Origin of the sequence: Paenibacillus tundrae, assembly GCF_036884255.1 — a bacterium.
GTDB lineage: Bacteria > Bacillota > Bacilli > Paenibacillales > Paenibacillaceae > Paenibacillus.
The window spans coordinates 3,009,383-3,027,077 of record NZ_CP145605.1; the positions used below are offsets into that span (position 1 = coordinate 3,009,383).

Genomic DNA, 17,695 nt, shown 5'->3' on the forward strand with positions numbered 1-17,695 from the left:
ATGGACACAGATGTCATGTAGTCCATGGGCATGTTTATTATTTAAGATGTGAGAACATAACACAAACGGGATGAAGCAATAAGCGTTCACCCCGTTGAATGCTGTATGTGTTCATCCCGTTTATTGTCTAGCTGGGAATAGAGAAAGCTCGTATTGTGGGATGGCTTCAATTCGGTGGAATTCGGCTATCTCAACTCCCTCGAACCGTTCTACTTGAGCCTGGTTGACGAAGGTATGAACAGTGCCCTTGCGAACAGGAGTAATGGCCAAGTGAAGGGTGGAAGCCTCGAGCTTGGTGTAAAATTCCTTTAAACCAATCGACCATGTGTTACCGTATTGAATATGGTCAGTAATTAATTCTCCGTTGAGAAAGGCCTCTGCCACATCACCTTCGTAATCCATTTCGAGCCAGACGTCTTGTACGTGAGCAGGCCAATCTCCTGTAAATTCTAATACGGCTGATTTTTCCACGGGCTTAGTAATCGAAATACCTGGAGTATACTCAGGTAATTCAATTAAATACGTTTCCAGTTTCCCTGCTTTTTGAGAAGATATCGTGTCAGTTCCTAAGGTTTGAAGACCCTGTTTAGGCGCAGGGTACAGAGAAAGTTCGAAACGAGATAATCCCTTAGAGCTGCAACGAAGCTGATGGTTGCTATAAGTAACCTGACAATCGCTAATCACAAGTGTATCTTGTCCCCACAATTGGAATCGATATGCTTTCTGTGACTCATCTCTAGACAAGGTGACAAACTTTATAGAAGTACCGTCGGCAGTAATGAATGTAATCGCGTCATGCTTATTCACCGTGGGAGTTATCACATAGTACGTTTCTTTATCGAGTAGCGTACCTTCACCAACGTGTACATCGGTTAGGTTCTCTTTGCGAACCACATACTCTGGCTTTAATCCTTCATGAGCATAGAAGAAAATCGTTCTTTCATTGTCTGCTTCAATTTCAGTTAATAACTGCGCAGTAGCGCTTTGAAGTGAAACTCCATGTAGATCTAGATTAAATGGCAGCATGAGTCCAAGTCCCGCGGGGAGATCTAATTCTCCACTGTCAGGGAAAGCAATACTTCCCTCATGCGTTTCCAGTTCGATCCGTACAGGACGCTGTGGAAGCTCAACTTGATCTTGAAAGTTGTTCAAAAAGACAAATCCGGAATTCTTTCCATATCTAACACACCAACGTAACGAATCCTTGTCTGTTGGGTCCATCGTAGATTGACCTTCAGGTAATACCGTTCTCATCGGTGCAAGGAGAGAGCCGAAAGATTCTAGGAATAATGAAATTGAGCGGATTCGGTCATAGGAAGCTCCGACTCTGCCGAACTCACCGAGTGGAGACTGATAATCATACGTGATTTTAGGAAGGAACTGTTCGTTGAGATAACTTTTCTTCCCTACGGGATTGGAGCCACCGTGATACATGTAGTATCCGAGTAAGTTACTTCCACTTGCCAGCTTCACGAGTGTCATAGCTTCAATACTGTCAGCCGGAACATACGGGCGTGCGTTGTAGCTCACTTGCATCCCACCAGCCATCTCGCAATAGGCTACAGGGTATTGTGAGATCTCAAAATCTACGGGTTCTGCAGGGTGAGCATGTAGGTCACGATAAAGAAACTCGGTGCTCGGTGGTTGATTCGGAATCCATGACGTATAGGCATAACCTGCCAGCATGGGCAGGAATTTCTCATTGGGAACTGCCGCTCCGCCCCAAGCTGTTGAAGTAAAGAATAGTGGGCTGATTCCAGTTTCCTCTGCAATCCGTTGCAATTCAGCTAGGTGCGCTTTGCCGCCTGTTCCTGAAGACAGAAACTTGCCAGCTTTGTACCCCCAAGCATCATTAGGTGCACCACAATGCATGAACTCATTCTCTAGCTGCACAGCAATAATGGGTCCACCTTCTTGGAAAAAACTACCTTTTATCTGACTATATATCTCTCGATATAAACGACGAGCCAGCTTCAAATATTCAGGGTCGTTGGATCTAATTTCAAGCGGTTTCCCAAATACCCAATCGGGAATACCGCCGTTGCGGACTTCGCCATGACAAAACGGGCCAATTCTGATCATTAAGGGAAAATCAAGCTTAGCGCATAAATCAATGAAATGCCGAAGATTGCGATTTCCCTCCCAATTAAATTTACCTTCTTCTTCCTCATGGTGATTCCAGAATACGTAAGTGGCTACGATATGAATACCACCTGCTTTCATCTTTAACAATTCTTCTTCCCAATGAAGGTAGGAGAATCTAGAAAAGTGGAACTCGCCAACAATAGGGATGAAGGGCTGCTCGTTACGTGTCATATAGAAGTTTGTAAAACCGAATGAATCTCCTGCAGGGTTAAAGCCACCATGGATACCTAACTTTCCTTGGTGAATCTCTTTTTGGGCTATGTTTGTTAAATCTAGCTTGGAGAGGGTGCTCATTGTTGAATCTTCCTCCTTGTGATATGTTCTGTACAATTTATGAGTTTTGAGATACATCTATAATTTACAAAAAATGAATACGGTGAGGTAGTGTTCCAATGGCTGAAAAACATGTGGATTATGCTATAAACGATATCCGCCCTTACGGCATATTAATCTCGGGGCATTATCATAAACAGAAGGATTATGAGATTTATCGGCCATCAGGAAGTCGTGATTGGTTGTTGATCTATACCATATCTGGGGAAGGGGTTCTACATACTGTCAACAGAAAGATTACTTGTACAAAGGGAGATGTGGCGATCATCATGCCAGGTCATCCGCATCATTACGGTACTAAAAATGAATATTGGGAATTTGTATGGGTTCACTTTATCCCTGACCCGAATTGGAGTACTTGGCTTCGATTGCCTGAATTGGAGGAAAGATTTGTTTATTCTCAGCTGACTTCTGACGAAGCTAAAGCGCAGGTAGAGGAAGCATTGGGACGGCTGATTCGACACGAACTGCCCGGTGCAAGCTCCGAAATCTATCGTCGTTTGGCAGAGTTGGCTTTGGAGGAGACGTTAATTCATATCAAACAAACCTTCCCCTCAGAAACACCTAACTCTATGGATCCTAGAATCGTGGACATATTACATGAACTACAGACCTATCCTGCTCAGAAGGTTAGTATTCCGGAGCTTGCAAGTCGAAGCTGCTTATCAACGTCAAGGCTGTTGCATTTGTTTAAGGAAGAGGTTGGCGACACCATTTTGAATACGCTCCATAAATTTAGACTTGAAAAAGCAGCACAGCTTCTAACAGGTACGAATCGGCAAATTTCCGAGATTGCAGCAGATGTAGGTTATGATTGTGGAATTCATTTTACAAGAAAGTTTCGCGAAGCATTTGGAGAGACCCCGTCTGCATTTCGCAAGCGAAAAAAATGAGTTTTCTGCGAGAATCTGCAAAGTAAAGAATATATCTCGAATACTGTGATTTCATTTCTCGGTTTAGATTAACCTTTTGGGATGCTCCGATACTCGGTCGGGGAGCATCCCATTATTTTTTTGAACAATCTCGAGAAATAATAAGGATCCTTGATCCCTACAGTTCCGGATATTTCCTTTACACTTTTATCTGATAACGACAACATTTGCCCAGCTCGTTGCATTTTGAGTCTGAGATAGAACTCAATAGGAGGAACGCCCATTTCTTTATTAAATAAGTAAATCAAATGCTGCTTCGATAAACCTAAATGGCTTGCCAAATCTACAAGCGAAAGAGAATCCGTAATTCGATCAGTCATGTATTGCACAGCCTGGTCCATGTATCGTTCACCCTTAATATCTTGAAGAGAATGGATCAAACTCAAACCGACGTGGCTAATAAGGTGCCGGATACATTGTGATACATAAATCTGATTGTTCATAGCGTACGGTTTATCGGACAACATGCCATAACATTGTTCAAAATCATCTATCCATCTAGCGTGTAAGTTTAATGTAAAAGGCAGGGGTCCTGAGTCCAAGGCGTATGTGCGGATCAGCGATTCTGCATCCTTTCCAGTAAGGTGCATCCAGTAAATGGTCCAGGGATTTTCGTTAGATGCACCGTATCGATGTGGCATTTCAGCAGGAATAACAATAAGTTGCCTAGCTTGAATGTGAACTAATTTATGGGTCTCCACCCAGCCTTCACCTTGGACACAATACATGAGGATATGCGTAGGGCAACCGTTAGGTCTTTCTCTGTAATGAAATTTAGCTGCTGGAAATAAGCCGATATCACTAACATGGAATTGACTTGTTAATGCTTCATTCTGTAATTCTCTGAGCATGAATTCAGGTTGGATAAATATTTTTTCTTCTTCAAACCCATCTGGTTTCAAATTCCAATCCTTCTCGATCTCAAACATCCTCCATTCTTAAGAATATTTTATGATGTTATCATATAATCCCTGATTAAATACGGATCGCTTGAAACTTTTTATAAGAATATAATCCATTAACTACCGACTTTCGTTAATTGTATAACGGCTAGAAAGGCATTAAATTAAAGCTATAAATACGAAGGAGGATCACATATGAGTACAAATGATTCATCATCGGCTGTATCTAATCAGGTTCGTGTTTGGGAGGAAAAAGTTGAAATCCCTACCTACGGAACAGGTAAACCCGACAAGAATCCCATGTTTCTGGAGAAGCGAGTATACCAGGGCAGCTCTGGACGAGTATACCCACTTCCGGTTATTGATAAGATTCTGGATGAAAAAGTATCTCAGACCTATTTAATGGCTATTCTCGAAAATGAATATGTTCGAATCGAGATCATGCCGGAAATTGGTGGTCGAATCTACCGTGCATTAGATAAAACAAACAATTATGATTTCGTTTACTATAATCGTGTCATTAAACCGGCACTTGTTGGACTTGCTGGTCCATGGATTTCAGGAGGCATCGAGTTTAACTGGCCGCAGCATCACCGACCTAATACATTTGGAGCTGTACAACACACGGTTACGGAGAACCAAGATGGTAGCGCTACGGTGTGGGTTAGTGAGATCGATCGAATGTACGGTACTAAAGTAACGACAGGTTTCACATTGTATCCAGGCAAAGCCTATATCGAAATTACTGCACAGATGTACAATCGTACGTCTGAACCGCAAACGTTCTTATGGTGGGCAAATCCTGCCGTAGCAGTGAATGACCATACTCAAACGGTATTTCCTCCAGATGTGACAGCTGTATTTGATCACGGCAAACGAGATGTGTCGAAATTCCCTATTGCTACAGGTACGTATTACAAAATGGATTATTCTGAGGGTGTCGATATCTCTAGATACAAAAATATACCGGTTCCTACTTCATACATGGCGTACAAGTCTGACTATAATTTTGTGGGAGGTTATGACCATAGTGTCCAGGCAGGACTGCTGCATGTAGCCAATCATCATGTTTCTCCAGGTAAGAAGCAATGGACATGGGGGAATGGCGAATTCGGTCAAGCTTGGGATCGAAGTTTAACGGATGAAGATGGACCTTACATTGAGTTGATGACTGGTGTATTCACCGACAACCAACCTGATTTTACATGGCTCCAGCCATATGAAGAAAAATCGTTTACCCAGTATTTCATGCCTTACAAAAATATTGGAGTCGTTAAGAACGCTTCCATCGATGCTGCAGTAAATTTGGAAGTGGATGAAGCACTTCGAGTTGCGACAGTCATGGCCTATGCTACATCTGTATTTGAAGGCGCGACAGTCGAATTAAAGGGACATAAACGTACGTATGTGAAGGAAAATGTAACCTTATCTCCAGAGTTAACTTATAAATCGGTCATTACGTTGGATGATAGAGACCAGCCTTATGATTTACTTTTAACAGTACGTGATTCTGAACAGAACTTACTCATCAGCTATAGACCAGCCAAGCCATCCATTGAACAGATTCCAGATGCCGCGAAGCCGCTGCCTCTTCCAGAAGAACTGAAAAGCACAGAACAATTGTATCTTGCCGGACTTCATTTGGAGCAATATCGACATGCTACCTTCGAACCGGAAGACTACTATCAGGAAGGCTTAAGAAGAGATCGTACTGACATCCGTCTGAATGTCGCTTATGGTACGCTGTTGCTTCGAAGAGGAGAACTGGAAGAGGCGGAAACCCATTTCCGTACGGCTATCCAATCATTGACCTGGCGCAACCCTAATCCATACGATAGTGAAGCTTACTACCAACTTGGCTTAACGCTTCGACTTCAAGAACGAAATGAAGAAGCCTTCAAGGCATTTTATAAGGCAGTGTGGTCTTCGGCTTATCAGGATAGTGGTTACTATGCATTAAGCCAGATTGCATCCGAGCGGGGAGCCTATCTGGAAGCGCTAGATCTGGTAGAACGTTCACTGGTTCGTAATGCTAGAAACTACAAATCAAGATTGGTGAAAACGGCGCTGCTTCGCAAATTAGGCCGTCACGAAGAGGCCATTGCTTTTGCCGATGAAACGCTAACGATGGATATTGCCGATTTCGGTGCAAGATACGAAAAATTCATGAATCTTGAAGCAAAAGCTAAAAGCGAGGAGGCTCATGCCGTACAAACTGAGCTATACCAGTTCATGCGAGATGATGCACATAACTTCTTGAATCTGGCTTGGGATTATGCAGGAAGTGGCTTTTTCGAGGAAGCAGCTCATGTGTTAGAAGAAATACGCTCGTTACAGGGTGGATCGACATATCCGATGGTTCATTACACACTAGCTTATGTCTATGACAAGTTGGGACAGAGCGATAAAGCAGGGCAAGAACGTAACCTTGGAGAGAAGGCTGCTCCGGATTATTGTTTCCCGAATAGCCTGTTCGATCTGAGCGTATTGCTGCATACGGTTAACCAAAATCCATCAGATAGTAAAGCGCATTATTATCTAGCAAACCTTTATTATGATAAAAAACGAGCAGAAGACGCCATTCATCATTGGGAAATCTCTATTCGTCTTGACAGTACATTCGCAACAGCACACCGCAATCTTGCGTTGGCTTATTACAATAAACAAAATGATGCAGTTGCTTCATTGAAATCGCTTAACCAAGCATTTGAATGTGATCAACAAGATGCCCGCGTTTTTTATGAGCTAGATCAGTTATATAAAAAGACTGGCGTTTCTGCACAGGAACGGTTGACGAAACTTCAGAAACATATGTATCTTGTCGAACATCGTGACGACCTTTATCTCGAATATATTACGTTGCTGAATACTTTGGGCAACTATAATGAAGCCTTGTCATTGTTGTTAGGTCGACGTTTCCATCCTTGGGAAGGGGGAGAAGGGAAAACGACAGGACAATATACGCTTGCGCTAGTTGAGCTTGCGAAGCAGGAGAACAAACGAGAATCGTATCAAGATGCTATTTCACTTCTACAGCGGGCATTCCATTATCCTGAGAATCTGGGCGAAGGGAAGCTCGAAGGCGCACAAGAAAACAATGTGCACTATGAACTGGGTCTCGCCTATCAGGGACTTGGCAAGCAAGAAGAGGCCATCGTCCATTGGCAACTTGCCTCAGAGGGGTTAGAAGAACCTGCTAGTGCGATGTATTATAATGATCAGCCGCCAGAGATGATATTCTATCAAGGGCTAGCGTGGGATCAACTGAACAATTCAAAAGAAGCAAAGCGTCGCTTCAACAAGCTGATTGATTATGCAGAAAGACATCTGTTTGATGATGTTAAAATTGATTACTTTGCCGTATCGTTACCTGATTTTCTGGTATTTGAAGACGATCTGAACAAGCGTAATCAAACCCACTGCCTGTTCATGCTTGGTCTTGGATTACTGGGTCTCGGTAAAAAAGAAGAGGCCAAAAAACGATTCAATGAAGCGATACAGTTGGAACCTAACCACCAGGGAGCCAGAATTCACTTGGAATTATGCTAAAGCATTAATGTTTCAAGGCAGCACAACGTGATTGAAAGCTATTGTAGCTAGAATCGTTAAATGGAGTGAACTCCGGGACAACCAGTTCCGGAGTTTCATTTGTATTGCGGTTCTAGGAGGAATCGATGAAATCGTGATCAGATGAATGTGTAGACTACTACGTTGTCAAAAGGAGAAACTTTATGCCGTTAATCGATATGCCCTTAGAACAGCTATACCAGTATCAAGGTAGAAATCCTCTTCCGACTGATTTTGATGAATACTGGGAGCAAGGTTTGCATGAAATGAAATTAACGAACGCACAAGTGGAACTGGTGCCGAGTTCCTTCCAGGTTCCCCATGCGGAATGTTTCCACCTGTATTACACAGGTGTACGTGGGGCTCGCATTCATGCGAAGTATGTGCGTCCGAAACATGTTCAACGTCCGCATCCGGCTATCATTAGCTTCCACGGTTATACAGGGCGTAGCAGCGATTGGTCGGAGCTGTTGAGTTATGCTTCACTTGGCATAGCCGTTTTTGCTATGGATTGCAGGGGGCAGGGTGGATTATCAGAAGATGTAGGTAATGTAAAGGGGACAACGCATAACGGACACATCATCCGTGGACTAGACTCAAAGCCAGAAGATTTGCTTTTCCGTCATATCTTTCTGGATGCTGTTCAACTGGCTGGATTAGCCATGAATCGAACTGAAATTGACCCGAATCGTATAGGCGTTATTGGAGGTTCACAAGGTGGAGGCTTGGCACTTGCATGTGCTGCACTGGAACCACGAATTCGACGTGTTTCGTCCTATTATCCATTCCTCAGTGATTATCAAAGAGTGTGGGAGATGGATCTAGCAAAGGATGCCTATCAGGAGCTTCGGAGCTATTTTCGGCAATTCGATCCACAGCATACACGCAAAGAAGCTATTTTTACACGTCTAGGTTACATTGATATCCAGCATCTTGCACCACGAATTGAAGCAGAAGTACTTATGGCTGTAGGCTTAATGGATACCATTTGTCCTCCCTCTACACAATTTGCGGCATACAACAAAATCAAGGCTCCAAAATCCTTGGAGTTATATCCTGACTTTGGGCATGAGCACCTTCCTTGTTTTCAGGACAAAACGATGCAGTTTCTGCTCAAAATGTAGTTGTGAAAAGGGATCACGCCAAACAAGTTCACTCCTAAATTTGTATGGCTAAAACCCACGTTGAACGAATCAACGTGGGTTTTTTAAGATATTTATTTTGCTTCTCTTTTACGATAAATTTAATAACATCATTGATTACATCGTTTGATTGCTTGAGAGGGTAAAGACCACTACTCCCAGCTTTCAATTCCTAACGCATCCTTGTACGCACCTGGGTAAGAGTCCGGAATTTCAACTGCACCAACAGACTTTTGATAGAATGCAGCATTCTTTTCGGCAACCATTCCAATAATGCTGTATGCATAGCCCTGCTCTCTAACAGCATACAGCGTGCGTAGCAGCAGTTCTTTCCCTAAACCATATCCTCGATATTCTTCCTTAACACCAATCGGTCCGAAGAAATTTCTGCCGCTTGCGTCATAACAAGAGAAACCAATGATCTCCTGATTATCCTTAACAGCAACAAAACACGAGAACGGTGTGTTCGTAAACGTGACGTCGCACTCATTGGCCCAAATCGTGCTAAAGTTGGTTTTGATGAAATGGATGACCTTGTCTTTATCAAGCGCCATTGGCCTGCGAATTATAATTCCGTTAGCCTGGAGTGAAGGGTTCTCGGTATGGAGTTGGGGTAATTCATACAGTTTGACGAGCATATCAAATTTTTTCATTATATATTCTCCTTGATCAAATTATTGACTTTCTGTCTGATGTTAAGCAACCATTGCAGATCCTGCGGATATTTCTCAAAAGTTATGGATCCGGAATCTTCTTCGAGCAGCTGAAGCACCTTCTCTTTTCCGATCCATTGTTCAAGAAGCTGCAAAGCACGCAAATCTTGCAGCGCTTCGAGGAAAACTTCTGAACGGATGGAATCGATCGGACCGTCTTCACCAGGATACACCAGAAATGCATCACCAGAAGGGAAGCAATACCCAGCATCGGTATTCAAATAAGGATTGATTTTCTTAACAGAGAGGCCTGTATACCAATGATTGTAACCCCAGTGAAGGAACCCTTTAATATCATATTTGTAAAGCTGCAAGCCTATGATTCTGTTGCGATTGGAGGGCATATTGAAGAATCGGTTGGAAAGATAATCTTCCCCTTGCATGCAACAATAGTATGTCCATAGATTTTCGGTCTTGTTTTCAAGGAAATCATTGATTTCATCATTAGAAGGCACCGGATTATTCATTGCGCTTGCTTCTAAAACTTCCAAGTCTGAAATGGCATCCATAATGGGATAGCCATCAATCAAATCACTTACCAAATGGCTGAGACTTGCATATTCCTGAAGCCGGTCGGGCTTGGGTTCGTCTGAAATGTGGAATTATACACGCCCTTGCAAGTTTTTCTCATCCAGATATTGCACAAGTGCTGGCAAAAATTGCTTTAGAAAATGGGTATAGTCGCTGCCTTGAGAATCGGTATGCCAACCGAATAACTGGTTCAGTGTACCATTTTCTGTTACTAGGATTTTGGGTGCGTGATGTGCTCCCCATTGGGTGAACAGATGCGCCATTTCAAGATATGGTATGCCATGCGATTTACATTTTTCAATCCAAACATCGAGCATACTGAAATCAAAATGGTAGTTATCACCTTCCTTTTGAATTCCCACCAGTTGTGTGGTCAATCGCTCGTTTCCTATTCTAGTTTCGATCGGCGGTGTAAAGAGCGGTGTTAACAGCATGTTAATGCCGTGTTTCGCTGCATTATCCATATAACGGTCGATCAACTTCCAATGCTCGGGGCTAAAGACATCTACTTCATACCATGTTGCCAGACAGTCGGTGTAAAACCATTCCGTATGGATTAATTTTTGATCAGGTAACTTGTGAGCGATAACCTCAAGCGTAAAAGATTCCATACTGCTGTATGTTTTCTCATCGTCCTGAATGGACACCGAAATGGAGTAATGTCCGGCTTCGCAGTTTTCCGGAATGAAGATGGTGACCCAGAGGGAACGCCACTGTCCCGGAAAAGCAATGATGTCTTCACCTTCCACCAAAGGATACAGTGGATCGGGAAATAGACCAGGCGTGTCTCGCAAGATAAAGTCATCATGATTGTGATAGCAGGGAAGCTCTGAAGGGACGAGACCGACTTGTCTAACTACAACATTATTAAGCGCGCCAGAATCAACAGTAACTTTAAGTCCCTTCACTAACTTTGCGGCACGATACGCGACTTGAAAGGATACCGTTTCATTCCGTAGTCCAGAAGCGCTGGCAACTGTCGAATCCGTTATTTCGGTATCGGGAAAAACCTTGGTGAGTGAGCTCAAGCATCGGGTCTCCAAAATGGTTTGCTGGAAATTCACAACAGATCACGTCCATATCTTGTGGTGTTATTACTCACTTGCTATGGTGATGAGTATAAATTATAATGTCGATTACGACTATAAATAAAATGAGTAATAATATGGACAAAATGAGTATTTGGAGGATGTATGAAATACTACTCAGCTTATGTACATAGTGATGAATACGTTGAAAGTCAACCAATCAATAATGAATATGTCCAGGTAAACAGCGCGGGCTATTATGGATTTGACAACACGTATCATTCTGCAACACATAGAAAAAGTGGTAGGAAAGATTATATGCTTGTGTATACTCATTCGGGGCGTTCGTTGGCTCGATTTAAGGGCGAGGAACAATGTATCGAAGCTGGTGAAATATTTATTTATCAGCCGGGTGAGGAACATTACTACGGGCAAGTAGAGAATGACCCATTAAGTTGCTATTGGATACACTTTTCGGGGTATGGCATTCCAGGGCTATTACAACAATTAAATTTCGATCATAGAAATGTAATTACAACTGGAATTAACGATTGGCTGCCAGCTACATTCGACATGCTCATCCACAAGATTACAGAGAAAACCAGTAACAATCATATTCTCTTGTCCGCTATGTTGCTTCAACTTCTGCACTACATTTCAAGTAAAGACGGTAAACAAGAGCTAACTGCTCGCAAAAGCAAAAGCAGCGAATTAATTAATCTATCATTTAATTATATGTATCTGAACTACAATCGAAAGATAACCGTCGTGGAGCTTGCAGCGATTAGTGGATTGAGTGTGAGCAGATATATCAATGTATTTAAAGAGATCACGGGATATACGCCTAAGGAATATATGATCCATATTAGATTGGAAAAGGCATGTGAAATTATCAGTAACACAAATTTAAGTATCAAAGAAGTTGCACTAACAACGGGATTCGAAGATCAACTGTATTTCAGTCGACTTTTTAAGAAATACAAAAATATGAATCCGACAGAGTATAGAAGAACATATTGAAGATAACGTGAAGATGAACTAATAGTTGTCTTCCACTCATGGCAATGCATTGTTATCTAACGTTCATCTAAACTGATTATTGAGTCTAATACAAACAAAAGTCCGCCAATCATATTGATGGCGGACTTTTTTTATTTTATTGAAGAGTTAATTTCCTATTAAGTCCTTTTTACTAAGGGATACCGCGAAATGAGAATCAGTCTTTTATCCACATGCTCATTTGGAGGATTGTTGGTTGATATAGGAACGATATCGCATCCCATCTATGAGCAAAGATACCAAATCTTTGGCTACTGCAGGATCAAAGTTAGTGATCTTAAGGCATAGGCTGGAAGCTGCATTCAACAAACCGGTTGAGCTTATATCGGGGCATGTCTCACCAGACTTTGATGCAGTATCAATTAGGTTTTCTAATACAGGAACAAAACGTCTATCGAAAGACTTTGTCAGTGCTTCATATGCAGGATCACTTGAATGTAATGCTGCTGCAAGTCCGGGTATGGACAAAATGAAGTCTACATATGTTTGCATCCATAAAGCTAAAGCTTCACCAGGTGAATGGTTAGAAGCCAAGGTGATTGCAGCCTCTGCACACTTATCCATTTTCTGTTCAATAACAGCCAGAATCAAATCCGATCTTTGGGGAAAATGGCGGTATACTGTCCCAACTCCCACACCTGCTTGCTTGGCAATTTCCCGGATTGGCGCATCGACTCCAGAATTTGTGAATACATTCAGAGCAGATTGGAGCAGGGCGCAATTGTTACGCATTGCATCTGCACGTATGTATCGATCTTTATGATCTTGGGATTCCACATTATTATCAGTATTTTGTTCTTTCTGGCTCATACGAAATGCCCCTCTCAAATTTAAACCATATCCATCAGAGCATTATACTATTTAAAATTCGCTTACTCAACAAACTGAGGATGCAGACCTGATCCCTGAGACTCTAAAAAAATAGAAAAGTGTTGAAATCGGAACCATGTTCCGTATATAATCGGAACATGGTTCCGTTTAAGGATTTCGCTCAACACTAAATGGACTAAATACAACTTAAGAAGTCAAAGGAGAAATACAATGCATAATAAACCCGTCGCTTTGGTTACTGGAGCTAATAAAGGAATTGGGTATCAAATTGTCAAAGACCTCGTATCACAAGGTTTCACTGTATTAATCGGTTCCCGCAATTACGAAAATGGTGAAACAGCTGCGAGAAATATAGGAACGGAAGCCTATAATCTCCAGTTAGATGTAACTGACCATTCATCAGTTAACGCAGCCGCTGAACGGATCAAGCGTGAATTTGGACGACTGGATGTTCTTGTTAACAACGCGGGCATCTCTTTTAATGGTGTATCACTTACAACTGAAGAGGATATTAGGAGGGCATTTACCGCAAGCTTGGTGCCTCTGGATAAGATTCGGGAATTATTCGAGACCAATGTATTTGGAGTCATCGCTGTTACGCAAGCAATGTTGCCAATGCTTCGTGAAGCTGAAGCTGGACGTATCGTGAATATCTCCAGTGAACTGGGTTCCTTAACGCGCACCCTTGAACCTGATGGATTATTTTACGGTTACTATGGTCCCTCCAAGACAGGTCTTAACGCAGTTACTGTTGCCTTCGCCAAAGAACTTGCCTCAACTAACATCAAAGTCAATGCGATATGTCCTGGATCTACAGCAACAGATATGAACAATTTCCAAGGTACGAACTCTGTCGAACAGGCTTCTGCTTTAGCGCTTCGTTTTGTTCTCATGGATGAGAACGGCCCTACAGGAACATTCTCTAATGAAGAAGGAATAATACCTTGGTAATGCAGGACAGTTAGAAGATAAGTAAAAAGGGACGTTGCTCTTAACGTCCCTTTTTGTATGCCTATCTCTGAGGTTATCTATCATTTACTGTACCAACAGATGCTCACCATAGCTGCAGCCTTGCCTCAAGAATCTTATTCATCTGTTCGACCATCTCTTCTGGTGTATATGGCATGGATTCGACGACCCACCACACAAAGTGTAGAGAATAAGTTATCACATATGAATTTATTTAGGTTAAATCGTCCCCATTGGTTTCGATCACTTTCTTATACCAATTGAAACTTTTCTTTCTTGTTCTTTTGAATGTTCCTTTTCCTTCATTGTCCCGATCAACATAAATAAATCCGTATCTTTTCTTCAATTCTCCAGTTCCGGCGCTGACAATGTCAATCGGCCCCCAGTAGGTGTAACCCATTAGTTCCACTCCATCAATAACAGCTTCTTTGGCTACGATAAACTCTTCTTTATATATTTTCTTTATCTCCCAGAGTAGTCCGTTCTTTACATCCAATCCATCTCTTGTTCGTGTTACGGCTAAGTTAATATGATCCGGTAATGAGATATAAATACTTTCATTTAAATCTTTTTTAAGTCTTCTTTTAGCAAGACTGATGATGTCATCAGATATATTGATATCTTCGACGGAAACTTCTTTGAGAAGTTTTTTAAACTTAGCATACAGTCCTTTATCCTCTAAATAGAAGCGTTTTTCCACAAGCTCAGCATTAATTTCCTCGCCTTTTTTTTTATTAAATGCTAAACCTTTACCAATCAGTATGATTTCATCCCCTTGGGCATCCACACTTATGGCAATATTGTTATTAATGACTTGTTTTATTACCACTAAACTCCCTCCAAAACGAAGACATAAAAAAAGACTTCAACAAAATATAGGATATATTATCCCCATTTTTGCTGAAGTCTTGCCTGTATGATCAGTAACAATCTTCAATCGATTTGTATTTACTTATGGAATAGATAATACCTCTTTAATGTTCAGTTGTAAATACTTACTTTAGACGCATATCAAATAAATTATTGGGTTTAATATCCTTTATTTCTTTTAAAAATATGTAATACCATTTTCTAGATTAGAATCGTTTATGAGGTTATGGGAAACGTTATTGCGGTTAGAATAAAAAACGAATAAAAAAACAGTTGATCTATGTGATCAGCTGTTTTATTCGTTTGGTGTACCATATAGCCGAAACTGAAAAGGAGTAGCTATTTTACGATTTCAATGATTTTATCCTACATTTTTAGAAGATGGTTCGGTAAGTTTCCAACCTAAGAATATCACAATGAATCCAATGCCAATTAACAAATACATCGTGGGGAGGAAGCTGCCTGTGTAGTCATACAATAATCCAATGATAAAAGGACCAACTGCACCTATCATATACCCAATGGCTTGTGTCATGGCTGACCACGTACTTGCCTCAATGGGGGAGTTTGTTTTATCAATGGGTAATAATAAGGTTAATGAAACAAGACCACCGGCACCAATTCCTAAACAAATACTTGCTACAATAGGTGTAATATTTGTAAAACTCAGAAGAGCTAAACCTATAATTTCACTAAGTGTGAAAAATGTAATCCAGAATCTTCGACTCGGAACGGCTCTTAAGAGAAGAGGTAACAACAGCGTAGCTGGCAACTGTGCAATCATCGAAATGGTACCTGTAAGACCGGCATATGATGAAGCATATCCCTTATCTTCTACAATTGCTGGAAGCCAAGCTGCAAAACAATAGAACAAAAGAATGACAATTCCGACAAAAGAGGTTAATAACCAGGCTTGTTTATTTTTTATTGGTAAGGAAGCTCTGTTTTGCTGAGCTGTTTTATATTTGAGCGTATGGGGATGCCTGATAACCCTAAACCAAAGAGGGACAGCCATGAGTGCAAATATAGACCAGAATCCTAGTCCGATTTTCCACGAATCATTATACCAATGTTGTATAGGTGTTGTTAGCCCTATTGCAATCGATGCACCAACGACCATTGATGTAGAATACATACTGATCATAAGCGGCACTTTATCTGGAAAGTAACTTTTGATGAATCCAGACATTAATGGACTTACAATACCGATCCCTGCACCAATGAATAAAGCGGTAATTAATAGATATATGGGAGAATTCGTAAAGAACCTTAGAAATGTTGCAATACCAATGCAAGCAATGAAGATCGCAATAATCTTTTCAGATTGATAACGGTTGGCTAAGCGCCCAGCAAATAATGAGCACAACCCAATACATAATAAAGGGATTGAAGTCAGTAAACTGGCTGAAGTTGAACTCATGCCTAAGTCATCGGTTATACCGTGTAAGACTGGACTGATTGAAGTGATCCCAGGTCTAAGATTGAAAGAAGCTAGTATGAGTGCGAAAAAGAATAACTTGTAACGATTTGCCATGCACGAAATACCTCCTGTGAATTCTTGATGAAATATTTTCTTTTATGTTACATTGAATTTTACATATTATAAAATGCATATTTGTTATGAAGGAGATATCATATATGGTATGGAATGAGACTCAAATTCAACTCTTAGTTAAGATATCGGAAACAGGGAGTTTTACAAAAGCAGGCGAAGAATTGCATATGACGCAACCAGCAGTAAGTCGCATTGTGGCAGCTGTTGAATCCGAATTAGGTACAAAGTTGATTGTGAGAAGCAAGAGAAAGGGAGTAGTTTTTACTGATGTGGGAGAACGTATATTAATTCTTTTTAGAAATGTCCTGGGTGAATTACAAAAAGTGGATGAATTAGTTGCAGCCGAGAAAGGGTTAGAAATTGGAAAAGTTCATATAGGAGCTTACCCTACAGCATGTACAAGGTTTATCCCCAAAATTATACGCACAATGGAAGAAAAGCATCCAGGTCTTGAAATCAAGCTTTCGGAAGGCAGTGTGGATCAAGTTAAAGAATGGTTACGAACTAGATCTGTTGATGTAGGAATAACGATATCTCCAGACCATGACTTTGATATTATTCCATTAGTGAAGGATGAGTTCATTGTAGTTATTCATTCAAACCACCCTTTAGTTCAGAACGAATTCATACAGATTCCTGAATTGGAAGGTGAGAATTTAATCCTTGGAAGAGGTGGATATGAGTCACCAGTACATGCGATATTTAATGAGTTTAAAATGAAACCTAAAGTACGGTTTGTAGTTGATCATCTAGATACAGCACTCAGTATGGTCAAAGAAGATTTAGGGATTATTATTACAACTCGAGGAGCGCTCTCATCTCTACCGGAACAAGTAATATTACGTGAATTAAAGCCCAATATGTTCAGAGATATTAATATAGCCGTGCCAGACATGAATGACATATCCAATGCTACAGATGCTTTCATCCAAACAGCATGTTCACTTTTTAGCGATAAAACGTCTAAACGAGGGATATAAACTGGTAAAAAAGAGAAGCAAAGAAAAACAAGAGGAAAACGTAGATAGAAGATATCAAAAGGTGACCATAAAATGTATACAAAAAAATAACAAGTCACTACTATAGTGACTTGTTTCATTTATTTAACACGAACATAA

Annotated in this window: 12 protein-coding genes and 2 pseudogenes; 6 read left to right on the plus strand and 8 right to left on the minus strand. The window is 41.1% G+C overall.

What is annotated here, in order from left to right; all coding sequences use genetic code 11:
• Positions 1 to 120: 120 nt before the first annotated feature.
• Positions 121 to 2,439, minus strand: coding sequence for a beta-galactosidase (locus V6W81_RS13450; protein ID WP_338543696.1), 2,319 nt, complete (start codon positions 2,437 to 2,439; stop codon positions 121 to 123).
• 98 nt (positions 2,440 to 2,537) lie between these two features.
• On the opposite strand from V6W81_RS13450, the gene V6W81_RS13455 reads away from it, so the two are divergent.
• Complete coding sequence (locus V6W81_RS13455) at positions 2,538 to 3,371, plus strand: helix-turn-helix domain-containing protein (RefSeq protein WP_338543698.1); 834 nt, start codon at positions 2,538 to 2,540, stop codon at positions 3,369 to 3,371.
• A 68-nt stretch (positions 3,372 to 3,439) separates the two neighbouring features.
• Here V6W81_RS13455 and V6W81_RS13460 read toward each other — a convergent pair whose 3' ends face one another.
• Entirely contained in the window at positions 3,440 to 4,339 is a 900-nt protein-coding gene (locus V6W81_RS13460) for an AraC family transcriptional regulator (protein ID WP_338543699.1), read from the minus strand.
• Positions 4,340 to 4,507: 168 nt separating this feature from the next.
• Here V6W81_RS13460 and V6W81_RS13465 point away from each other — a divergent pair, with 168 nt between their 5' ends.
• Positions 4,508 to 7,861, plus strand: coding sequence for a DUF5107 domain-containing protein (locus V6W81_RS13465; protein ID WP_338543700.1), 3,354 nt, complete (start codon positions 4,508 to 4,510; stop codon positions 7,859 to 7,861).
• A gap of 182 nt (positions 7,862 to 8,043) precedes the next feature.
• Positions 8,044 to 9,003 carry an alpha/beta fold hydrolase gene (locus V6W81_RS13470; protein ID WP_338543701.1) on the plus strand — a complete coding sequence of 320 codons (960 nt, stop codon included), beginning with the start codon at positions 8,044 to 8,046 and terminating at the stop codon, positions 9,001 to 9,003.
• 170 nt (positions 9,004 to 9,173) lie between these two features.
• Here the strand turns inward: V6W81_RS13470 and V6W81_RS13475 are convergent, their stop codons facing one another.
• Positions 9,174 to 9,674 (minus strand): GNAT family N-acetyltransferase, encoded by a 501-nt coding sequence (locus V6W81_RS13475; protein ID WP_338543703.1) that lies wholly within the window; start codon positions 9,672 to 9,674, stop codon positions 9,174 to 9,176.
• A pseudogene (locus V6W81_RS13480) lies at positions 9,674 to 10,876 on the minus strand (DUF4091 domain-containing protein). Before V6W81_RS13480 ends, V6W81_RS13475 begins: the two are co-directional and overlap by 1 nt.
• 582 nt (positions 10,877 to 11,458) lie before the next feature.
• Here V6W81_RS13480 and V6W81_RS13485 point away from each other — a divergent pair.
• Positions 11,459 to 12,313 carry an AraC family transcriptional regulator gene (locus V6W81_RS13485; protein WP_338543705.1) on the plus strand — a complete coding sequence of 285 codons (855 nt, stop codon included), beginning with the start codon at positions 11,459 to 11,461 and terminating at the stop codon, positions 12,311 to 12,313.
• 216 nt (positions 12,314 to 12,529) lie between these two features.
• On the opposite strand, the gene V6W81_RS13490 is transcribed toward V6W81_RS13485, so the two are convergent.
• Positions 12,530 to 13,162, minus strand: a complete 633-nt coding sequence (locus tag V6W81_RS13490; protein WP_338543707.1) for a TetR/AcrR family transcriptional regulator — start codon at positions 13,160 to 13,162, stop codon at positions 12,530 to 12,532.
• A gap of 231 nt (positions 13,163 to 13,393) precedes the next feature.
• On the opposite strand from V6W81_RS13490, the gene V6W81_RS13495 reads away from it, so the two are divergent.
• Positions 13,394 to 14,134 (plus strand): SDR family oxidoreductase, encoded by a 741-nt coding sequence (locus V6W81_RS13495; RefSeq protein ID WP_338543709.1) that lies wholly within the window; start codon positions 13,394 to 13,396, stop codon positions 14,132 to 14,134.
• A 103-nt stretch (positions 14,135 to 14,237) separates the two neighbouring features.
• On the opposite strand, the pseudogene V6W81_RS13500 reads toward V6W81_RS13495, so the two are convergent.
• The 3 genes and pseudogenes from V6W81_RS13500 to V6W81_RS13510 all read right to left on the minus strand — a co-directional run.
• A pseudogene (locus tag V6W81_RS13500) lies at positions 14,238 to 14,327 on the minus strand (TetR/AcrR family transcriptional regulator); the annotation flags it as partial.
• 39 nt (positions 14,328 to 14,366) lie between these two features.
• Positions 14,367 to 14,981 carry a family 1 glycosylhydrolase gene (locus tag V6W81_RS13505; RefSeq protein ID WP_338543711.1) on the minus strand — a complete coding sequence of 205 codons (615 nt, stop codon included), beginning with the start codon at positions 14,979 to 14,981 and terminating at the stop codon, positions 14,367 to 14,369.
• A 402-nt stretch (positions 14,982 to 15,383) separates the two neighbouring features.
• Entirely contained in the window at positions 15,384 to 16,556 is a 1,173-nt protein-coding gene (locus tag V6W81_RS13510) for a CynX/NimT family MFS transporter (protein ID WP_338543712.1), read from the minus strand.
• 104 nt (positions 16,557 to 16,660) lie between these two features.
• On the opposite strand from V6W81_RS13510, the gene V6W81_RS13515 reads away from it, so the two are divergent.
• Positions 16,661 to 17,557 carry a LysR family transcriptional regulator gene (locus V6W81_RS13515; RefSeq protein WP_338543713.1) on the plus strand — a complete coding sequence of 299 codons (897 nt, stop codon included), beginning with the start codon at positions 16,661 to 16,663 and terminating at the stop codon, positions 17,555 to 17,557.
• Positions 17,558 to 17,695 lie beyond the last annotated feature (138 nt).